This window comes from Streptomyces sp. NPDC058985, assembly GCF_042740985.1.
In the GTDB taxonomy this organism is placed as follows: Bacteria; Actinomycetota; Actinomycetes; order Streptomycetales; family Streptomycetaceae; genus Streptomyces.
In genome coordinates this window covers 1-20388 of record NZ_JBHYJX010000019.1, presented here as the reverse complement: position 1 = coordinate 20388, position 20388 = coordinate 1, and the positions used below count along the sequence as shown (strand labels likewise).

General features: G+C 72.4%; 15 protein-coding genes. All 15 read left to right on the top strand.

Translation table 11 applies throughout. The features are described 5' to 3' along the window. Positions 1–138 precede the first annotated feature (138 nt). The 15 genes from ACFW01_RS18575 (at position 139) to ACFW01_RS18505 (ending at position 20272) form a co-directional block, all read left to right on the top strand. Positions 139–1320, top strand: coding sequence for an ROK family transcriptional regulator (locus ACFW01_RS18575; protein ID WP_234956977.1), 1182 nt, complete (start codon positions 139–141; stop codon positions 1318–1320). A gap of 104 nt (positions 1321–1424) precedes the next feature. Further along, positions 1425–2942 (top strand): sugar ABC transporter ATP-binding protein, encoded by a 1518-nt coding sequence (locus ACFW01_RS18570; protein ID WP_384504654.1) that lies wholly within the window; start codon positions 1425–1427, stop codon positions 2940–2942. Beyond that, positions 2939–3958 carry an ABC transporter permease gene (locus ACFW01_RS18565; protein WP_234956819.1) on the top strand — a complete coding sequence of 340 codons (1020 nt, stop codon included), beginning with the start codon at positions 2939–2941 and terminating at the stop codon, positions 3956–3958. Before ACFW01_RS18570 ends, ACFW01_RS18565 begins: the two co-directional genes overlap by 4 nt. Positions 3959–3975: 17 nt before the next feature. Next, the gene (locus tag ACFW01_RS18560) at positions 3976–5019 is read left to right on the top strand and encodes a substrate-binding domain-containing protein (protein ID WP_234956820.1); all 1044 of its coding nucleotides are present in this window, start codon (positions 3976–3978) and stop codon (positions 5017–5019) included. A gap of 94 nt (positions 5020–5113) precedes the next feature. Continuing rightward, positions 5114–6367 carry a Gfo/Idh/MocA family protein gene (locus tag ACFW01_RS18555; RefSeq protein ID WP_234956821.1) on the top strand — a complete coding sequence of 418 codons (1254 nt, stop codon included), beginning with the start codon at positions 5114–5116 and terminating at the stop codon, positions 6365–6367. Between the two features lie 16 nt (positions 6368–6383). Beyond that, positions 6384–7382: a sugar phosphate isomerase/epimerase family protein gene (locus ACFW01_RS18550; RefSeq protein WP_234956822.1), complete on the top strand. Its 999-nt coding sequence runs from the start codon at positions 6384–6386 to the stop codon at positions 7380–7382. Positions 7383–7645: 263 nt separating this feature from the next. Then, a complete protein-coding gene (locus ACFW01_RS18545; RefSeq protein WP_384504649.1) occupies positions 7646–11359 on the top strand; it encodes a ThuA domain-containing protein in 3714 nt (1237 codons plus the stop codon). 121 nt (positions 11360–11480) lie between these two features. Beyond that, positions 11481–12662 carry an inositol-3-phosphate synthase gene (locus ACFW01_RS18540; protein ID WP_384504646.1) on the top strand — a complete coding sequence of 394 codons (1182 nt, stop codon included), beginning with the start codon at positions 11481–11483 and terminating at the stop codon, positions 12660–12662. Further along, complete coding sequence (locus tag ACFW01_RS18535; RefSeq protein WP_384504643.1) at positions 12659–13831, top strand: SCO3242 family prenyltransferase; 1173 nt, start codon at positions 12659–12661, stop codon at positions 13829–13831. The genes ACFW01_RS18540 and ACFW01_RS18535 overlap by 4 nt, the downstream gene beginning before the upstream one ends. Further along, positions 13828–14763: a sugar phosphate isomerase/epimerase family protein gene (locus ACFW01_RS18530; protein WP_384504640.1), complete on the top strand. Its 936-nt coding sequence runs from the start codon at positions 13828–13830 to the stop codon at positions 14761–14763. The genes ACFW01_RS18535 and ACFW01_RS18530 overlap by 4 nt, the downstream gene beginning before the upstream one ends. 14 nt (positions 14764–14777) lie before the next feature. Next, positions 14778–15515, top strand: a complete 738-nt coding sequence (locus ACFW01_RS18525) for an EboA domain-containing protein (RefSeq protein ID WP_384504636.1) — start codon at positions 14778–14780, stop codon at positions 15513–15515. Further along, a complete protein-coding gene (locus ACFW01_RS18520) occupies positions 15515–16363 on the top strand; it encodes a TatD family hydrolase (protein ID WP_384504633.1) in 849 nt (282 codons plus the stop codon). The genes ACFW01_RS18525 and ACFW01_RS18520 overlap by 1 nt, the downstream gene beginning before the upstream one ends. A 3-nt stretch (positions 16364–16366) precedes the next feature. Next, complete coding sequence (eboE, locus tag ACFW01_RS18515) at positions 16367–17542, top strand: metabolite traffic protein EboE (RefSeq protein WP_384504630.1); 1176 nt, start codon at positions 16367–16369, stop codon at positions 17540–17542. Beyond that, positions 17539–18918 (top strand): nucleotide pyrophosphatase/phosphodiesterase family protein, encoded by a 1380-nt coding sequence (locus tag ACFW01_RS18510; RefSeq protein WP_234956830.1) that lies wholly within the window; start codon positions 17539–17541, stop codon positions 18916–18918. The genes eboE and ACFW01_RS18510 overlap by 4 nt, the downstream gene beginning before the upstream one ends. 112 nt (positions 18919–19030) lie before the next feature. Then, on the top strand, positions 19031–20272 hold the full coding sequence (locus tag ACFW01_RS18505; RefSeq protein ID WP_384504626.1) for a sugar phosphate isomerase/epimerase family protein: 1242 nt from the start codon (positions 19031–19033) through the stop codon (positions 20270–20272). The last annotated feature ends 116 nt before the right edge of the window (positions 20273–20388 follow it).

Here is a 20388-nt window from a genome sequence, read left to right as displayed (position 1 = left end):
AGTTCGCAGTAATTCGTGCGTGACTTCTTCCCACACCCGGCGCCCACTGCTACGTTCCCTCCGAAAGCAGGCCACGGAACGTGGCCGGAAACCGGCATACTCAAGGCCGATTGAGGCGGGGAGGGGTTCGTGAGACGCATGACCGCACGGCCCGCCAACACCCACCAGGCGCGACTGCTCCAGCTGTTGCGCGACGGCGGGCCCAACTCCCGCGCCCAGCTGGGCGACCAGGTCGACCTCTCCCGGTCCAAGCTGGCCGTGGAGGTGGACCGGCTGCTGGAGACGGGGCTGGTCGTGGCCGACGGACTCGCCGCCTCGCGCGGCGGGCGCCGCAGCCACAACGTCCGGCTCAACCCGGAACTGCGCTTCCTCGGCGTCGACATCGGCGCGACCTCGGTCGACGTCGCCGTCACCAACGCCGAGCTGGAGATCCTCGGCCACATCAACCAGCCCATGGACGTACGCGAGGGACCCGTCGCGGTCTTCGAGCAGGTGCTGTCCATGGCCGCCAAGCTGCGGGCCTCGGGACTCGCGGAGGGCTTCGACGGCGCCGGCATCGGTGTCCCGGGGCCGGTCCGCTTCCCCGAGGGCGTGCCGGTGGCCCCGCCGATCATGCCCGGCTGGGACGGCTTCCCCGTGCGGGAGGCGCTCAGCCAGGACCTCGGCTGCCCGGTCATGGTCGACAACGACGTCAACCTGATGGCGCTCGGGGAGCAGCACGCGGGCGTCGCCCGCACCGTGCACGACTTCCTCGTCGTCAAGATCGGTACCGGCATCGGCTGCGGCATCGTCGTCGGCGGTGACGTGTACCGGGGGACCACGGGCAGCGCGGGCGACATCGGGCACATCCAGGCCGTGCCCGACGGACGCCAGTGCGCCTGCGGCAACCGGGGGTGCCTGGAGGCCCACTTCAGCGGCGCGGCGCTGGCCCGCGACGCCATGGAGGCCGCCGAACAGGGCGGTTCGGCCGAACTCGCGAACCGGCTGGAGGCGAACGGCGTCCTCAGCGCCGCCGACGTCGCCGCCGCGGCCGCCGCGGGGGACGCCACCGCACTCGACCTGATCCGCGAGGGCGGCCGCAGCACGGGCCAGGTCATCGCGGGCCTGGTCAGTTTCTTCAACCCGGGCCTGGTGGTGATCGGCGGCGGGGTGACCGGCCTCGGCCACAACCTGCTCGCCGCGATCCGCACCCAGGTCTACCGCCAGTCGCTGCCGCTGGCGACCGGCAACCTTCCCATCGTCCTGGGGGAGTTGGGCCCCACCGCCGGAGTCATCGGCGCGGCCCGCCTGATCAGCGACCACCTGTTCTCACCCGCGTAGGCACCCTCCGGTACCTGCGTCCCGCTCCACCAGCACAGCGCTCTGCCCTGCCCTGCCCTGCTCTGCCCTGACACCGGCCCGCATGCCCGCCGAGGGGACCTCACATGGCACCAGAACCACCGCTGCTCAGCATGTCCGGCATCACCAAGTCGTTCCCCGGGGTCCGGGCCCTGGACGGCGTCGACCTCGACGTCCAGGCCGGCGAGGTGCACTGCCTGCTCGGCCAGAACGGCGCCGGGAAGTCCACCCTCATCAAGGTGCTGGCCGGCGCCCACCAGCCCGACACCGGCACCATCCGCTGGCGCGGCGAGGACGTCACCCTGCGCTCGCCCATCGCGGCCATGCGCCTCGGCATCGCCACCATCTACCAGGAACTCGACCTGGTGGAGCACCTGTCGGTGGCCGAGAACGTCCACCTCGGCCACGAGCCGACCAGCGCCGGCTTCGTCGTGCGCGGAAAGGCGGCGAAGACCTCGACGGCCCAGCTGCTGAAGCGGCTCGGGCACCCCGAGGTCGACCCGGGCCGGCTGGTCGGGGACCTCTCCGCGGCCCAGCAGCAGATCGTGTCCATGGCACGGGCGCTCTCGCACGACGTACGGCTCATCGTGATGGACGAGCCGTCCGCCGCGCTCGACCCGGACGAGGTCGACAACCTCTTCCGCATCGTCGCCGACCTCACCGCGGCCGGCGTCGCCGTCGTCTACATCTCGCACCGCCTGGAGGAGATCCGCCGCATCGGCGACCGGGTCACCGTCCTCAAGGACGGCCGGGCGGTGGCCGGCGGGCTGCCCGCCAAGGAGACGCCCACCCGCGAGGTGGTGGCGCTGATGACGGGACGCAACGTCGAATACGTCTTCCCGGACCGGCCCGCCGCCCCCGGCACCGGTGAGCCGGTGCTGAGCGTCCGCGGTCTGACCCGGCACGGCGAGTTCGCCCCGCTCGACCTGGAGGTGCGGCCCGGCGAGATCGTCGGCCTCGCCGGACTCGTCGGCTCCGGCCGCTCCGAGATCCTGGAGACGGTCTACGGCGCCCGTAAGCCGAACGCGGGACAGGTCCTCGTCGACGGACGGCCGCTGCGGCCGGGCAGCGTGCGCGCCGCGGTCCGCGCCGGAGTCGGCCTCGCCCCCGAGGAGCGCAAGGCGCAGGCCCTGCTGATGCTGGAGTCCGTCACCCGCAACGTGTCGGTCTCCGCCATGTCCCGCTTCTCGCGCGCCGGCTGGATCGACCGCGGCGCCGAACTGAAGGCGGCCCGCGCCGCGACCCGCGAACTGTCGCTGCGGCCCGACAACCCCACCGCGCCGGTGCGCACCCTCTCCGGCGGCAACCAGCAGAAGGCGGTCCTCGCCCGCTGGCTGCTGCGCGGCTGCCGGGTCCTGCTGCTCGACGAACCCACCCGCGGCGTCGACGTGGGCGCCCGCGCGGAGCTGTACGCCGTCATCCGGCGCCTCGCCGACGAGGGCCTCGCGGTCCTGCTGGTCTCCAGCGAGGTCCCGGAGGTGCTGGGCCTGGCCGACCGGGTGCTGGTACTGCGCGAGGGGAGCGTCGTGCACGAGGCCCCCGCCCGCGAACTCGACGAACACCGCGTACTCGACCTCGTGATGGAAGGAAGCCCGGCGTCATGACGCAGCACGTGTCCCCGCCGCGGGACGGCACCGGCAAGGCGGCACCGGTGGACACCCGGCCCGCCTGGAAGAACCTGACGGCCGGCGCCGACGTCCGCACTCTCAGCCTGCTCGGCGTGCTCGCCGTACTGGTCCTCATCGGCGGCATCACCCAGCCCGACTCGTTCCTCGACACCCGCAACCTCCAGCTGGTGCTCACCCAGGCGTCCGTCATCGGCGTCGTCACCGTCGGCATGACCTTCGTGATCATGTCCGGGGGCATCGACCTCTCCGTGGGCGCCATCGTCGCCCTGTCCTCGGTGTGGGCGACCACCGTCGCCACCCAGGACTTCGGCTTCGCCGGCATCCTCTTCACCGCGGTCGTCGTCGGAGTGGGCTGCGGACTGGTCAACGGCGTGCTCATCGCCTACGGCACGATGGTCCCGTTCATCGCCACCCTCGCCATGCTGGCCTCGGCACGCGGTCTGGCGCTGCAGATCACCGACGGGCGCACCCAGGTCGTCACGGTGCCGGGCGTCCTCGACCTCGCCGAGCGGGACTCCTACGTGCTGGGCGTCCCGCCGCTGGTCCTGGTCTTCGCGGCCGTCACCGTCATCGGCTGGCTGGTGCTCAACCGGACCACCTTCGGCCGCCGCACCGTCGCCGTCGGCGGCAACCCGGAGGCCGCCCGGCTGGCCGGCATCGACGTCCGCCGCCAGCGGCTCTACATCTACCTGCTTTCCGGGCTGTGCTGCGGCATCGCCGCCTTCCTGCTGATCGCCCTGGCCGGCTCCGGCCAGAACACCAACGGCAACCTCTACGAACTCGACGCCATCGCCGCCGCGATCATCGGCGGCACGCTGCTCAGCGGCGGACGCGGGACCATCATCGGCTCCGTGCTCGGCGTCCTGATCTTCACCACCATCACGAACATCTTCGCCCTGAACAACCTGCAGACCGACGTGCAGCAGATCGCCAAGGGCGCGATCATCGTCGCCGCCGTGCTGGTCCAGCGCCGTACCGCAAGCACGCATTGAGGAAAGGGTTCACCGTCATGACGAAGCTCACGAGTCGCAGAGGGCTGCTCTTCGGAGCCGCCGCCGTGTCCGCCGGTGCCGTCCTCACCGGGTGCACGAGCAACGACCCGGACGACGGCGGCGACCAGGCGGCGGACACGCAGCCGGCCGCCGACGACAAGCCCGGCAAGCAGGTCACCATCGGCTACGCGGGTCCGCAGGCCGACCACGGCTGGCTCAACGCCGTCAACGACCAGGCGCAGAACCGCGCCAAGAAGTACTCGGACGTCAGCCTCGAGGTCACCGAGGGCTCCAACGACACCGCCCAGCAGATCGGCCAGATCGAGACCCTCATCAACAAGAAGGTCGACGTCCTGGTCATCCTCCCCGCGGACGGCAAGGCCCTCACCCAGATCGGCCTCAAGGCGATGCGCGCCGGCATCCCGGTCGTCAACCTCGACCGCATCTTCAACAGCCCCCAGGCCTACCGCTGCTGGGTCGGCGGCGACAACTACGGCATGGGGCTCAACGCCGCCCACTACATCGGCGAGAAGCTGAAGGACAAGCCGGACGCCAAGGTCATCGAGCTGGCCGGCATCGACAACCTCGAACTGACCCAGCAGCGCACCCAGGGCTTCGACGACGGTCTGAAGAACTACCCGAACATCAAGAAGGTGGCCCGCCAGGCCGCCGAGTTCACGGTCGAGTCCGGGCAGTCCAAGATGGCCCAGCTGCTGCAGGCCCAGTCGAGCTTCGACGCCCTGTGGAACCACGACGACGACCAGGGCGTCGGCGCCCTGCGCGCCATCGAGCAGGCCGGACGCGACGACTTCCTGATGGTCGGCGGCGCCGGCGCGCTCTCCGCCTTCCAGGCCATCAAGGCCGACAGCGGTGTACTGAAGGCGACGGTGCTCTACCCGCCGACCATGGCGGCCTCCGCGATCGACCTGGCCCGCGCCCTCGGCCAGGGCAAGGGCGTCAGCGGACTCGCCGAGTTCGAGATCCCCTCGACGGTCACCTGCTACTCGGCCGTCGTCGACAAGGAGAACGTCGACCAGTACATGTCCACGGGCTTCAAGTGACGGATCGCCAGGACCCGGCCCCGGCAGCGGCCTGACCAGCCGCCCGGGGCGGGTCCCACCCCCACCGCGCCACCACGACGAGGAGGACATCCGCATGGGACAGCCGCAGCAGCCCGAGGGGGCCGGGGCAGCAGCCGCCGGGACCGGAACCGGGGCTACGGGGGCATCCGCGAACAGACCGCCCCTGCGCATCGGCATGGTCGGCTACGCCTTCATGGGCGCCGCCCACTCCCAGGGCTGGCGCACCGCCGGCCGGGTCTTCGACCTGCCGCTGAACCCGGTGATGGCCGCGATCTGCGGGCGGGACGCCGACGCCGTCCGCACGGCGGCCGACCGGCACGGCTGGCAGAGCACCGAGACGGACTGGCGGGCCCTGGTCGAACGGGACGACATCGACCTCGTCGACGTCTGCACCCCCGGCGACAGCCACGCCGAGATCGCGCTGGCCGCGCTGGCCGCCGGCAAGCACGTGCTGTGCGAGAAGCCGCTGGCCAACACCGTCGAGGAGGCCGAGGAGATGACGCGCGTCGCCGAGGAGGCGGGCGCACGCGGCCAGCTGGCCATGGTCGGCTTCAACTACCGCCGGGTGCCCGCCACCGCGCTGGCCCGGCGGATGGTCGCCGAGGGCCGCGTCGGGCGGCTGCGGCACGTGCGGGTGACCTACCTCCAGGACTGGCTGGTGGACCCCCAGGCCCCGCTCACCTGGCGGCTGCGCAAGGAACTCGCCGGATCGGGGGCGCTCGGCGACCTCGGCGCCCACATCGTCGACCTCGCCCAGTACCTGACGGGGGAGAGGATCGCGGGCGTCTCCGCCCTCACCGAGACCTTCGTACGGCAGCGCCCGCTGGCCGCCGGCGCCGCCCGGGGCCTGACCGCGGGCTCGGCGGACGGCACCATGGGTGAGGTCACCGTCGACGACGCCGCCGTGTTCACCGGCCGCCTCACCTCCGGCGCCCTGGTCTCCTTCGAGGCCACCCGGTACGCCACCGGCCGCAAGAACTCCCTGCGCATCGAACTCAACGGTGAGCGCGGCTCGCTCGCCTTCGACCTGGAACGGCTCAACGAGCTGTCGTACCTCGACGGTACGGAGCCCGGGGAGCACGCCGGGTTCCGCCGCATCCTCGTCACCGAGCCCGAGCACCCCTACCTGGATGCCTGGTGGCCGCCGGGTCACGGACTCGGCTACGAGCACACCTTCGTGCACCAGGCGCGCGACCTCGTCCACGCCGTCGCCGAGGGCCGCCGCCCCGAGCCGTCCTTCGCCGACGGGCTCCAGGTGCAGCGGGTGCTCGCGGCGGTCGAGGAGAGCGCCGAGAAGAACTCCGTCTACACCCCGATCGCCCCCTGAGGAGGCTGGCAGCGACATGCCGCGCAACTTCACTCTCTTCACCGGTCAGTGGGCGGACCTGCCCCTGGAGGAGGTCTGCCGCCTCGCCCGCGACTTCGGCTACGACGGCCTCGAACTCGCCTGCTGGGGGGACCACTTCGAGGTCGACAAGGCCCTCGCGGACCCCTCCTACGTCGCATCCCGGCACCAGCTGCTCGACAAGTACGGGCTCAAGTGCTGGGCGATCTCCAACCACCTGGTCGGTCAGGCGGTCTGCGACGCCATCATCGACGAACGCCACGAGGCCATCCTGCCCGCCCGCATCTGGGGCGACGGGGACGCCGAGGGCGTGCGGCAGCGCGCCGCGGCCGAGATCAAGGACACGGCGCGGGCCGCCGCCCGCCTCGGCGTCGACACCGTCATCGGTTTCACCGGCTCGGCCATCTGGCACCTGGTCGCCATGTTCCCGCCGGCCCCCGAGTCCATGATCGACCGCGGATACCAGGACTTCGCCGACCGCTGGAACCCGATCCTCGACGTCTTCGACGCCGAGGGCGTGCGGTTCGCGCACGAGGTACACCCCAGCGAGATCGCCTACGACTACTGGACTACGCAGCGCGCCCTGGAGGCGGTCGGCCACCGGGAGGCCTTCGGGCTGAACTTCGACCCCTCGCACTTCGTCTGGCAGGACCTCGACCCGGTCGGCTTCCTGTGGGACTTCCGCGACCGCGTCTACCACGTCGACTGCAAGGAGGCCCGCAAACGCCTGGACGGCCGCAACGGCCGCCTCGGCTCCCACCTGCCCTGGGGCGACCCCCGCCGAGGCTGGGACTTCGTCTCGGCCGGCCACGGCGACGTGCCCTGGGAGGACGTCTTCCGCATGCTCCGCTCCATCGACTACCAGGGGCCCGTCTCCGTCGAGTGGGAGGACGCCGGCATGGACCGGCTCCAGGGCGCCCCCGAAGCCCTCACCCGCCTCAAGGCCTTCGACTTCGAGCCGCCCAGCGCGTCCTTCGACGCCGCGTTCAACAGCTGACCCGCACGTCCGGCCGTCGGCCGGGAAGGGGGCCGGTGAAACCACCGGTCCCCGGTCCGGCCTGCCCGGATCCCGCTTTGTCCTGAGTTGGGAAAAAGTTCAAACAAGTCCCGGCCCAAGGGGTGTTGGCCCCGGACGAACGCGGTTACCGTCCCTGAAGTGTTCAGGACACCCACGCCTCCGGGGTGACGGCGCACCCCGGCGCCCGCATCGCACGTCATCGCACCCGATCCGTACGGCCCACCCGTTCCCGGAGGGACTTCGTGCACAGAACCAGACTCAAAAGCACCAGGACAACGAGGCGCCCCAGGCTCCGCACCACCCTCGCCCTCTTCACCGGCCTGATGCTGGCCGTGGGCGCCCCGGCCACCGTCGCCGGCGCCCACCCGGGCCACCCGGAGCACGACGAACCGGCGGCCGCCGAGGGGCAGTTCCAGCAGGTTCCGCTCGCCAAGGGCGAACCCGAGACGGGCGAGCCGATGTCGCTCGCCGTGCTCCCGGACCGCAGTGTCCTGCACACCTCGCGCGACGGCACGCTCCGCCTGACCGACCAGGGCGGCGTCACCAAGGTCGCCGGCAAGCTCGACGTGTACAGCCACGACGAGGAGGGCCTGCAGGGCGTCGGCGTCGACCCGGACTTCGAGAACAACCGGGCGATCTACCTCTACTACGCCCCGCCGCTCGACACCCCCGCGGGCGACGCCCCGGAGACCGGCACCGCCGCGGACTTCGCCAAGTTCGACGGCGTCAACCGCCTCTCCCGCTTCGTCCTCAAGCCCGACGGCACCCTCGACCAGGCCAGCGAGAAGAAGGTCCTGGACGTCGCGGCCTCCCGCGGCACCTGCTGCCACGTCGGCGGCGACATCGACTTCGACGCCGAGGGCAACCTCTACCTGTCCACCGGCGACGACACCAACCCCTTCGCCTCCGACGGCTTCACGCCGATCGACGAGCGCGCCGACCGCAACCCGGCCTTCGACGCCCGCCGCAGCGCCGGCAACACCAACGACCTGCGCGGCAAGATCCTGCGGATCAAGGTCGCCGAGGACGGTTCGTACACCGTCCCCGAGGGCAACCTCTTCGCCCCGGGCACCGAGAAGACCCGCCCCGAGATCTACGCGATGGGCTTCCGCAACCCCTTCCGGCTGAACGTCGACGAGGAGACCGGCACGGTCTACGTCGGCGACTACGGCCCCGACGCCGGCTCCGCCGACCCGAACCGCGGACCGGCCGGACAGGTCGAGTTCGCCAAGGTCACCAAGGCCGGCAACTTCGGCTGGCCGTACTGCACGGGCGACAACGACGCGTACAACGACTACGACTTCGCCACCGGCACGTCCGGTGCCGAGTTCGACTGCGCGGCGCCCAAGAACACCTCCCGGCACAACACCGGACTCACCGACCTGCCGCCCGCCGAGGCCGCCTGGATCCCGTACGACGGCGCCTCCGTGCCCGAGTTCGGCACCGGCTCCGAGTCCCCGATGGGCGGCCCGGTCTACCGGTACGACCCCGACCTCGAGTCCAGCGTGAAGTTCCCCGAGGAGTACGACGGCGACTTCTTCGCGGGTGAGTTCGGCCGTCAGTGGATCAAGAGGATCGAGCAGAACGCCGACGGGACGGTCGCGAAGATCAACGACTTCCCGTGGACCGGCACCCAGATCATGGACATGGAGTTCGGCCCCGACGGCGCGCTCTACATCCTCGACTACGGCCTCTCCTGGTTCCAGGGCGACGAGAACTCCGCGCTCTACCGGATCGAGAACGCCGAGGACGGCTTCTCCCCGATCGCCGAGGTGAGCGCCGACAAGACGTCCGGCGCAGCCGGCCTCAAGGTCCGGTTCACCGCGAGCGCCAAGGACGCGGACTCCCCGGACCTCAGCTACAGCTGGGACTTCGGCGACGGCACCAAGGGCGAGGGCCTGACCCCCACCCACAAGTACAAGAAGGTCGGCACCTACACCGCGACCTTCACCGCCAAGGACCCCGAGGGCAACACCGGCACCGCCAGCGTGCGGGTCGTGGTGGGCAACACCGCGCCCACGGTCACCATCGAGACCCCGGGCAACGGCACCCTGCTCCCGATGGGCGAGCCCATCCCGTTCAAGGTGAAGGTCACCGACCCCGAGGAGACGATCGACTGCTCCAAGGTCAAGGTCGCCTACAGCCTCGGCCACGACTCCCACGCCCACGAGCTGACCAGCGAGATGGGCTGTGAGGGCACCCTCAAGCCGCCGCCCGGCGACGGCGGCCACGACCCCAACGCCAACATCTACGGCGTCGTCGGCGCCAGCTACACCGACGGCGGGGCAGGCGGCCAGGAGGCCCTGACCGGCACCGCCCGCACCGTCATCCAGCCGCCGCACCGCCAGGCCGAGCACTTCGCCGACCAGTCGGGAATCACGACGTACGACAAGACCGGCGCCAACGGCGGCAAGACCGTCGGCGACATCAACGACGGCGACTGGATCTCCTTCAGCCCCTACAAGTTCGACGGCCAGAAGAAGCTGACCGTACGCGCCTCCTCCGGCGGCGCCGGAGGCTATCTCGAGGTGCGCACGGGCTCACCGACGGGCAAGCTGCACGGCTCCGCGTACATCCCGCCGACGGGCAGCTGGGAGACGTTCCAGAACGTCGACGTACCGCTGCGGTCCCTGCCCAGGAAGACCACCGACGTGTACCTGGTCTTCCGGGGCGGCGACGGCGCGCTTTACGACGTGGACGACTTCGAGTTCTCCACCGAGCCCTTCAAGGCCGGCAAGAAGATCCTCGTCTTCTCCAAGACGGCCGGTTTCCGCCACGACTCCATCCCGGCGGGCATCGCCGCGCTCAAGGAGATCGGCGCCCCCGCCGGCATCTCGGTCACCGCGACCGAGGAGGCCGGGCAGTTCACGACCGCCAACCTCGCCAAGTACGACGCGGTGGCCTTCCTGTCCACCACCGGTGACGTGCTCAACGCCGCTCAGCAGACGGCGTTCGAGAACTACGTCAAGAACGGCGGCGGCTACCTGGGCATCCACGCCGCCGCCGACACCGAGTACGACTGGGAGTTCTACGGCGGCCTGGTCGGCGCCTACTTCGACTCGCACCCGGCGATCCAGAAGGCCACCGTCCGCGTCGAGGACCACGACCACCCGTCCACCGCGCATCTGGACGACGCCTGGGAGCACACCGACGAGCTGTACAACTACCGCACCAACCCGCGCGAGCAGGCCAAGGTCCTCGCCACCCTGGACGAGACCACCTACCAGGGCGGCAACATGAAGGGCGACCACCCGATCGCCTGGTGTCAGCCCTACGAGGGCGGCCGCGCCTTCTACACCGGCCTCGGCCACACCAAGGAGTCCTACGCGGACGAGGCCTTCCGCGGCCACCTGCTCGGCGGCATGCAGTACGCCACCGGCCAGGTCAAGGCGGACTGCAAGCCGAGCAAGGACTACCGGGACATCTTCAACGGCCAGACCCTGGAAGGCTGGAAGCAGGCCGGCCCCGGCACCTTCGACGTCAAGGACGGCACGCTGGAGTCCAACGGCGGCATGGGACTGCTCTGGTACCAGGCCAAGGAGCTGAAGTCCTACTCCCTGAAGCTCGACTGGAAGATGCAGGGCGACGACAACTCCGGGATCTTCGTGGGCTTCCCCGCCTCCGACGACCCCTGGTCCGCGGTGAACAAGGGCTACGAGATCCAGATCGACGCCACGGACGCGCCGGACCGCACCACGGGGTCCGTCTACTCCTTCAAGTCGGCCAACATCAAGGCCCGTGACCAGGTTCTGCGGCCGCCCGGCCAGTGGAACTCCTACGAGATCAAGGTCCGGGGCGAACGCCTCCAGGTGTTCCTCAACGGAGTCAAGATCAACGACTTCACCAACAAGGACCCCGAGCGGAGCCTGACCGACGGGTACGTCGGCCTCCAGAACCACGGCGCCGACGACCAGGTCTCCTTCCGCAACATCCAGCTCAAGGAACTGCCCTCCTAAGGGCGCTCAGACGGCGGCGGGCGGAGGACGCCGGACCTCCGCCCGTCGTCCCGCCGGGCCCCGCGCCCGGCCCCCGCTTCCGGCGCTCACATCCGGTTCGCGTACGACAAGGAGGCTGCCCATGTCCGCCGAACCGTTCCTGCCCACCCCCTCCACGGCCCCGCGTTTCGGCGTCTGGCTCATCGGGGCACGCGGCTCCGTGGCCACCACCGCGATCGCGGGCTGCGCCGCCGTCGCCGCCGGGCTCCACCCGGCGACCGGCATGGTCACCGAGACCGCGCCCTTCACGTCGTGCGGTCTGCCATCGTTGTCCTCGCTCGTCTTCGGCGGTCACGACACCCTCGACTGCCCGCTGCCCAAGCGCGCCGAGCACCTCGCCGACGGCGGTGTGCTGCCGCACGGCCTGCCGTCCGCGGTGCACGCCGAACTCGTCGCCGCCGACCGGGAGATCCGGCCCGGCGGTCCGCTGCCGGGCACCCCCGCGCCCGCCCAGGAAGCGCTGATCGACGCCTTCGCGTCCGACATCCGCGACTTCGTGGGCCGCCAGGACCTCGCGGGCGCCGTCGTCGTGAACGTCGCCTCCACCGAGCCCGCGCCCACCGACGACTCCCTGCCCCCCAGCTCGCTGTACGCGGCGGCCGCCCTGCGCGCCGGCTGCCCCTACGTCAACTTCACCCCGTCCACCGGCCTGCACCACCCGGCGCTGGCCGGCCTCGCCGAGTCCTCCGGGCTCCCGTACGCGGGCCGCGACGGCAAGACCGGGCAGACCCTGCTGCGCTCCGTGCTCGGCCCGATGTTCCTCCAGCGAGCCCTCGCGGTGCGCGCCTGGTCCGGCACCAACCTCCTCGGCGGCGGCGACGGAGCGGCCCTCGCCGACCCCGCGGCGGCCGCCGCCAAGAACGCCGGCAAGGAACGCGTCCTCGTCGACACGCTCGGAGCCGCCCCCGAGGGCGAGGTCCACATCGACGACGTGCCGGCGCTGGGCGACTGGAAGACCGCCTGGGACCACATCGCCTTCGACGGCTTCCTCGGCGCCCGGATGGTCCTCCAGACCACCTGGCAGGGCTGCGACTCGGCGCTGGCCGCTCCGCTGGTCCTCGATCTGGCCCGCCTCGCCGTCCGCGCCCAGGAGAAGGGTCTCTCCGGCCCGCTGAGCGAACTGGGCTTCTATTTCAAGGACCCGGTCGGTGACGGCCCGTCGTCCCTGGCGGAGCAGTACGCGGAGCTGCGGGGCTTCGCGGGGCGGTTGCGGGACGACGGGGGCGCCGCAACCGAGAACGGCGAGAACGGGGTGCCGCGATGACCCGCGCCGGGGCGCGGGTCGCGTCCGGGGCGTCCGGGTCGTCCGCCTCGTCCGGGTCTTTCGCCTCGCCCCGGGTGCTCGCCGTACCCGGTGCGCCGACGGATGGCCGTGGCGCCGACGCCGCCGCGCCGCCCGCCGATGACCGGGAGACCGGCCTTGCGACGCCGCCCGCCGACGGCGACGCGACCCGCGGGCCCCACTCCCACCCCCGCCCCCGCTCCGGCCGCGCCGGTGCCTGGGCCGAACTGCTGCGGCTGCCGGCCCTGTTCACCGTCCCCGGCGACGCCCTGGCCGGTGCCGCCGCGGCCGGGGTGCGGCCCGGGCGCCGTACGCTGCTCGCCATCGGGTCGTCCCTGTGCCTGTACGAGGCGGGCATGGCCCTGAACGACTGGGCGGACCGGGCCGAGGACGCCGTGGAGCGTCCGCACCGACCGCTTCCGTCCGGCCGGATCCGTCCGGCCGCCGCCCTCGCCGCGGCCTGCGGCCTCACCGGTGCCGGTCTCGCCCTCGCCGCCGCGGCCGGGCGTCCCGCCCTGGCGGTGGCCGCGCCACTCGCGGGGTCGGTGTGGGCCTACGACCTCGTCCTGAAGCACACACCCGCCGGGCCCGCGGCCATGGCCGCCGCCCGCGGCCTCGACCTGCTCCTGGGCGCGGCCGCCACCTCCGGCGGGACCCGGGCCGCGCTGCCCTCCGCCGCGCTGCTCGGCAGTCACACCCTCGCGGTCACGGCCGTCTCCCGCCGGGAGACCACCGGCGGTTCGGTCCTGGCACCCTCGGCGGCCCTGGTGACGACGGGGGTGCTGACCCGGCTGGTGGCCGGCCACCGCCGCACCCGACTCCCGGCAGGCCGGTGGGCAGCAGCCGCCCCCGGCCTGCCGGGCCCCAAGCGGGCCGCGGGCGCCCCGGACGCCGGGGATGTCCTCGCCGCCGGCCTGGGCGCCGTGTACGCCGCCACCGCGGCCCGTCCCTACTTCCACGCCGCGCTCAACCCCTCACCCCCGCTCACCCAACGCGCCGTCGGTGGCGGCATCCGGGCCACGATCCCGCTCCAGGCGGCCCTCGCCGCCCGCGCCGGGGCACCCGCCACGTCGCTGCTGATCGCGGCCCTGGCCCCGGCCGGCCGGCTGTTCGCGAGGAGGGCCGCCATGAGGAAGGTGAGCATCACGTGAGCCACGCCCCGAAGGCCGCCCCGGACGCGCCCGGCGCCACCCCCTCGTCCCCCCTCCGCTTCGGCTACGGCACCAACGGCCTCGCCGACCTCCGGCTCGACGACGCCCTCGGCCTCCTCGCCGACCTGGGCTACGACGGCGTCGGCCTGACGCTGGACCACATGCATCTCGACCCCCTGGGCGACGACCTGGCCGACCGCACCCGCCGGGTCGCCCGCCGGCTGGACGCGCTCGGGCTGGGCGTCACGGTGGAGACGGGCGCCCGCTACGTGCTCGACCCGCGCCGCAAGCACGGCCCCTCCCTGCTCGACCCGGACCCCGACGACCGCGCTCGCCGCGCCGGCCTCCTGGTCCGCGCCGTCCGGGTCGCCGCCGACCTGGGGGCCCACGCGGTGCACTGCTTCAGCGGCGTCACCCCGGCCGGCACGGACCAGGACACGGCGTGGAAGCGGCTGGCCGAGTCCCTCACCCCGGTCCTGGAGGCCGCCGCCACCGCGGGCGTCCCGCTCGCCGTCGAGCCCGAACCGGGCCACCTCCTGGCCGAACTCGCCGACTTCCACACCCTGCGCCGCGCCCTCGGCGACCCCGAGCACCTCGGCCTCACCCTGGACATCGGCCACTGCCAGTGCCTCGAACCCCTCCCTCCCGCCGACTGCGTGCGCGCCGCCGCCCCCTGGCTGCGCCACGTCCAGATCGAGGACATGCGCCGCGGCGTCCACGAACACCTCCCCTTCGGTGACGGCGAGATCGACTTCCCGCCCGTCCTCGACGCCCTCGCCGCCACCGGCTACCAGGGCCTGACCGTCGTCGAACTGCCCCGCCACTCCCATGCCGGTCCCCACTTCGCCGAACGCTCCCTCCCGTTCCTGCGCCGGGCCGCGGCGGCGTCACCCCGTACGAACCGCTCGGGCGAGCCCTCCGCCACCCGTTGAAGGGAGCCACACCCATGACGCAGCCACGCGCCACCCACGCCACCCCCACCCAGGGCACGGATGGCGACCCGGCCGGGCAGGACCCCCAGGGCACCAACCCCGCCCACGTCCCGCCCGCCGACCTGCGCGCCGCCCTCACCGCCGAGCTGGGCGGAGCCGCCCGGGCCTGGCTGGACCAGGCGCTGGACGAGGCCGCCGCCCACCCCGGCACCCACGGCCCCATCTCCGTGTGGGAGCTGCGCCTCGCGGAGGCGGGCCGGCGCTGCGGTCCCGCCCACGCCGACGCCGCCCGGGTCCTCGTCCTGCACGCCGCCGGCGCCGGCACGGAGGTCCTGAGCCGGGTCTACTCCCAGGGCACCGCCGACGAACGCCGCGCCGTCCTGCACGCGCTGCCCCACCTGGTGCCCGGCCCGGACGCCCTCCCGCTCGTCGAGGACGCGCTGCGCACCAACGACACCCGGCTCGTCGCCGCCGCCCTCGGCCCGTACGCCGCCCGTCACCTCGACGCCCACCAGTGGCGGCACGCCGTACTGAAGTGCCTGTTCACCGGCGTCGCCGTCGAGCGGGTGGCGGATCTCGCCGGCCGGGCCCACGGCGACGGCGAACTCGCCCGCATGCTCGCCGACTACGCCGCCGAACGCACCGCCGCGGGCCGCACCGTTCCCGAAGACCTGCACCGCGTCCTGGCCCTGACCGGGACCGAGCAGCCTCCCGCGCCCGGCAACGCCGACCCCCACGGCAAGGAGTCCTGATGCGCATCTTCGACCCGCACATCCACATGACCTCCCGCACCACCGACGACTACGAGGCCATGCACGCCGCCGGCGTCCGCGCCGTGGTCGAACCCTCCTTCTGGCTGGGCCAGCCCCGCACCTCTCCCGACTCCTTCCGCGACTACTTCGACGCCCTGCTCGGCTGGGAACCCTTCCGCGCCGCCCAGTACGGCATCGCCCACCACTGCACGATCGCCCTCAACCCCAAGGAGGCGAACGACCCCCGCTGCCTCCCCGTCCTCGACGAACTGCCCCGCTATCTGGTCAAGGACCGCGTGGTGGCCGTCGGCGAGATCGGCTACGACTCGATGACCCCGGCCGAGGACACCGCCCTGGCCGCCCAGCTCCAACTCGCCGCCGACCACGGACTGCCCGCCCTCGTGCACACCCCGCACCGCGACAAGGCGGCCGGCCTGCGCCGCACCCTGGACGTGGTCCGCGAGTCCGCGCTGCCCACGGATCACGTGCTGGTCGACCACCTCAACGAGACCACCGTCAAGGAGGCGAAGGACAGCGGCGCCTGGCTCGGCTTCTCCGTCTATCCGGACACCAAGATGGACGAGGCCCGGATGGTGGCCCTGCTGCGCGAGTACGGCCCGGAGCGGGTCCTGGTGAACTCCGCCGCCGACTGGGGGAAGAGCGACCCGCTCAAGACCCGCAAGGTCGGCGACCTGATGCTCGCCGAGGGCTTCACCGAGGACGACGTGGACCTGGTGCTGTGGCGCAACCCCGTCGCCTTCTACGGACTCAGCGGACGCCTGGAGCTGGACGTCTCCACCGCCGACGCCACGCACGAGGGCAACTCCATCCTGCGCGGCGGGGAGTGAGCCATGCGCTTCCGGCACCCCGACGGCTCCACCGTCCACCTCGCCTACTGCACCAACGTCCACCCCGCCGAGACCCTCGACGGCGTCCTCGCCCAGCTCCGCGACCACTGCGAGCCGGTCCGCCGCCGCCTGGGCCGCGACCGCCTCGGCATCGGGCTCTGGCTCGCCCGCGACGCCGCCCACGCCCTGGTCACCGACCCCGCCGCGCTGCGCGGCCTGCGCACCGAACTCGACCGGCGGGGCCTGGAGGTCGTCACCCTCAACGGCTTCCCCTACGAGGGCTTCGGCGCCGAAGAGGTCAAGTACCGCGTCTACAAGCCGGACTGGGCCGACCCGGAACGCCTGGAACACACCACCTCCCTCGCCCGCCTGCTCGCCGGACTGCTGCCCGACGACGTCACGGACGGCACCATCTCCACGCTGCCCCTCGCCTGGCGCACCGCGTACGACCAGACCCGCGCCGACAAGGCGCACGCCGCGCTGGGCACGCTCGCCGAACGCCTCGACGCCCTCCAGGACCTGACCGGCCGCTCCATCCGCATCGGTCTGGAACCCGAACCCGGCTGCGTCGTGGAGACCACCCACGACGCGATCGCCCCGCTGACCGCGATCGGCCACGACCGGATCGGCATCTGCGTCGACACCTGCCACCTCGCCACCTCCTTCGAAGATCCGGACACGGCACTGGACGCCCTCGCCGCCGCCCGTGTCCCCGTCGTCAAGTCCCAGCTGTCCGCCGCCCTGCACGCCGAGCACCCCCGCGAACCGGCGGTCCGGGAGGCGCTGGCCGCGTTCGCCGAGCCGCGCTTCCTGCACCAGACCCGGACCACCACCACGGCCGGCGGCCGGCAAGGCACCGACGACCTCGACGAGGCCCTGGCCGACGGCGGCCCACTGCCCGACACGGCACCCTGGCGCTCCCACTTCCACGTCCCCCTGCACGCGGCCCCCGCCGCGCCCCTCACCTCCACCCTCCCCGTGCTCAAGGCCGCGCTGACCCGGCTCGTCGGCGGGCCGCGCCCCCTCACCCGCCACCTGGAGGTCGAGACCTACACCTGGCAGGCCCTCCCGGCCGAGCTGCGGCCCCGCGCCCGCGCGCAGCTCACCGACGGCATCGCCGCCGAGCTGACCCTCGCCCGCGACCTGCTGACCGACCTCGGCATGAAGGAACTGCCATGACCCGCCCCACCCCCCTCCTCGTCCTGGACGTCGTCGGTCTCACCCCCCGTCTCCTCGACCACATGCCCCACCTCAAGCGGCTCGGCCAGTCCGGCTCCCGCGCACCGCTCGGCACCGTGCTGCCCGCCGTCACCTGCGCCGCCCAGTCCACCTTCCTCACCGGCACCCACCCCAGCGAGCACGGCATCGTGGGCAACGGCTGGTACTTCCGCGAACTCGGCGACGTCCTGCTGTGGCGCCAGCACAACGGACTCGTCGCCGGCGACAGGCTCTGGGACGCCGCCCGCCGCGCGCACCCCGGCTACACCGTGGCCAACATCTGCTGGTGGTACGCCATGGGCGCCGACACCGACTTCACCGTCACCCCCCGTCCCGTCTACTACGCCGACGGCCGCAAGGAACCCGACTGCTACACCAGGCCCCCGGCCCTGCACGACGAACTCACCGACAAGCTCGGCACCTTCCCGCTCTTCCACTTCTGGGGGCCCGGCGCGGACCTGGTCTCCAGCCAGTGGATCATCGACGCCACCCGGCACATCATGGCCACCCGGCATCCCGACCTGACGCTCTGCTACCTCCCTCACCTGGACTACGACCTCCAGCGCTTCGGCCCCGACGACCCCCGCTCCCTGAAGGCCGCCGCCGACCTGGACGCGGCGCTGGCCCCGCTCCTCGAGGACGCCCGCGCCGAGGGCCGCACCGTCGTCGCGCTCTCCGAGTACGGCATCACCCCCGTCAGCCGGCCCGTGGACATCAACCGCGCCCTGCGCCGCGCCGGCCTCCTCGAGGTGCACACCCAGGACGGCATGGAGTACCTCGACCCGATGGCCTCCCGCGCCTTCGCGGTCGCCGACCACCAGATCGCCCACGTGTACGTCCGCCGGCCCGAGGACCTCGACGCGACCCGTGCCGCGCTGGACGGCCTGCCCGGGATCGCGCAACTCCTCGACGACGAGGGCAAGAAGGCCCAGCACCTGGACCACCCCCGATCGGGCGAGCTGGTCGCCGTCGCCGAGCCGGACGCCTGGTTCACGTACTACTACTGGCTCGACGACGACCGCGCGCCCGACTTCGCGCAGCTCGTCGAGATCCACCGCAAACCCGGCTACGACCCGGTCGAGCTGTTCATGGACCCCCTCGATCCCTACGTCAAGGTCAAGGCGGCCTCCGCCCTGGCCCGCAAGAAACTCGGCATGCGCTACCGCATGGCGGTCGTGCCCCTGGATCCCTCACCTATTCGAGGCAGCCACGGCCGCCTCCCCGCGAGCGACGACGACGGTCCGCTCCTCATCTGCTCCACCCCCCGCGCTGTCGGAGACCGCGTAGCGGCCACCGATGTGAAACAACTCCTGCTCCGGCTGGCCGGTCTCGACTGACGCTCCGTCACACGCGCCGCCGAGATCCAGCTACTGAGAGTGAAACACACGGCACTGACAACGGCCCGCCCGAGCCGCACCGGGGCAGGCCACGACCCAGAAGGCAGGCACCGTGACCCCGTTCACCGATCCCTCCCGCACCGACGCCGGCACGGACCCGGCCCTCGACGGCCCGGACGAGAGCCTCCGCCGCAGCCTCGGCGTGGGCCGGCGCCGTTTCCTCAGCACCTGCACCGCGGTGGCGGCCGGAGCCGTCGCGGCCCCCGTCTTCGGGGCCTCCCCGGCTCTCGCGCAGGACCGCGGCAGAGACCACGGCCACGGACACGGTCATGACCACGACCACGACCACGACCATGGTCACGGTCACGGCCGCGGGCAGGTCCTCGTCCCCGCGGACAAGCGCGGCATCATCCTCTACACCGTCCGCGACGCCACCGCCCGCGACCCCCTCGCCTCCGACCTGCCCTCCGGCTTCCGCGAGGTGTTCAAGCAGCTCGCCCGCCACGGCTACCGGCAGGTCGAGTTCGCCGGGTACAACCAGCACGCCAACGCCCCGGGCGGCGCCGGCCTGGAGTCGGTGAAGGGCGCGAAGCTGCTCCGCTCCTGGCTCGACGACTACGGCCTGCGCGCCCAGGGCAACCACGGCTTCATCCCCTCCTCCTGGCCGCTGACCACCGAGGACAAGGAGACCTTCAAGAAGCACCTGGAGATAGCCAACATCCTCGGCATGGACCACATGGGCACCGGCGGCGACCCCACCGGCAGCTCCTACCGCGCCGACTGGGACGTGGCCGCCGACAAGTGGAACGCCCTCGGCCGGATCGCCCGCCGCGAGGGCATCAAGCTCTACACCCACAACCACGACGGCGCCTACGGCTTCCTGCTCGACGGCGGACCGCTGGACGACCAGGGCCGGCCGACCCGCAGTTCGGGCATCCGGAAACTGGAGTACTTCCTCAAGGTCACCGACCCGAAGGTGGTCTGGCTGGAGATGGACATCTTCTGGGCGCACGTGGCCCAGTACAAGTTCCACTCCTACACCGCCCACGACGGCTCGACCCGGAAGGACGTCTTCGACCCGGCGGGTCTGGTCGCCCGCAACAACAAGCGCTACCCGCTGTTCCACGCCAAGGACGGCGTGGTCAGCACCACCAACGGAATGGGCTACGACATGGTGCCCTTCGGCACGGGTGTCATCGACTACCGCACGTTCTTCTCCCGGGTCGGGGAGCGGAACTACCACAACCCGATGATCGAGGACGACAACTCCCCGAGCGCCACCGACCCGGCGCAGTCGCTGCGGGAGGCCAAGATCAGCTACGACAACCTGGCGGCCCTGCGCAAGCGCTGCTGACCCGTCGCACGGACGGGCGGCCCTCCCCACGCCCCGGGGTGGGGCGCCCGGGCCGGGGCGGACCGCGCGAAAACCCGCGGAGCCGCGGGGTGGGCGCCCACCGCGCCGAGCGGCCC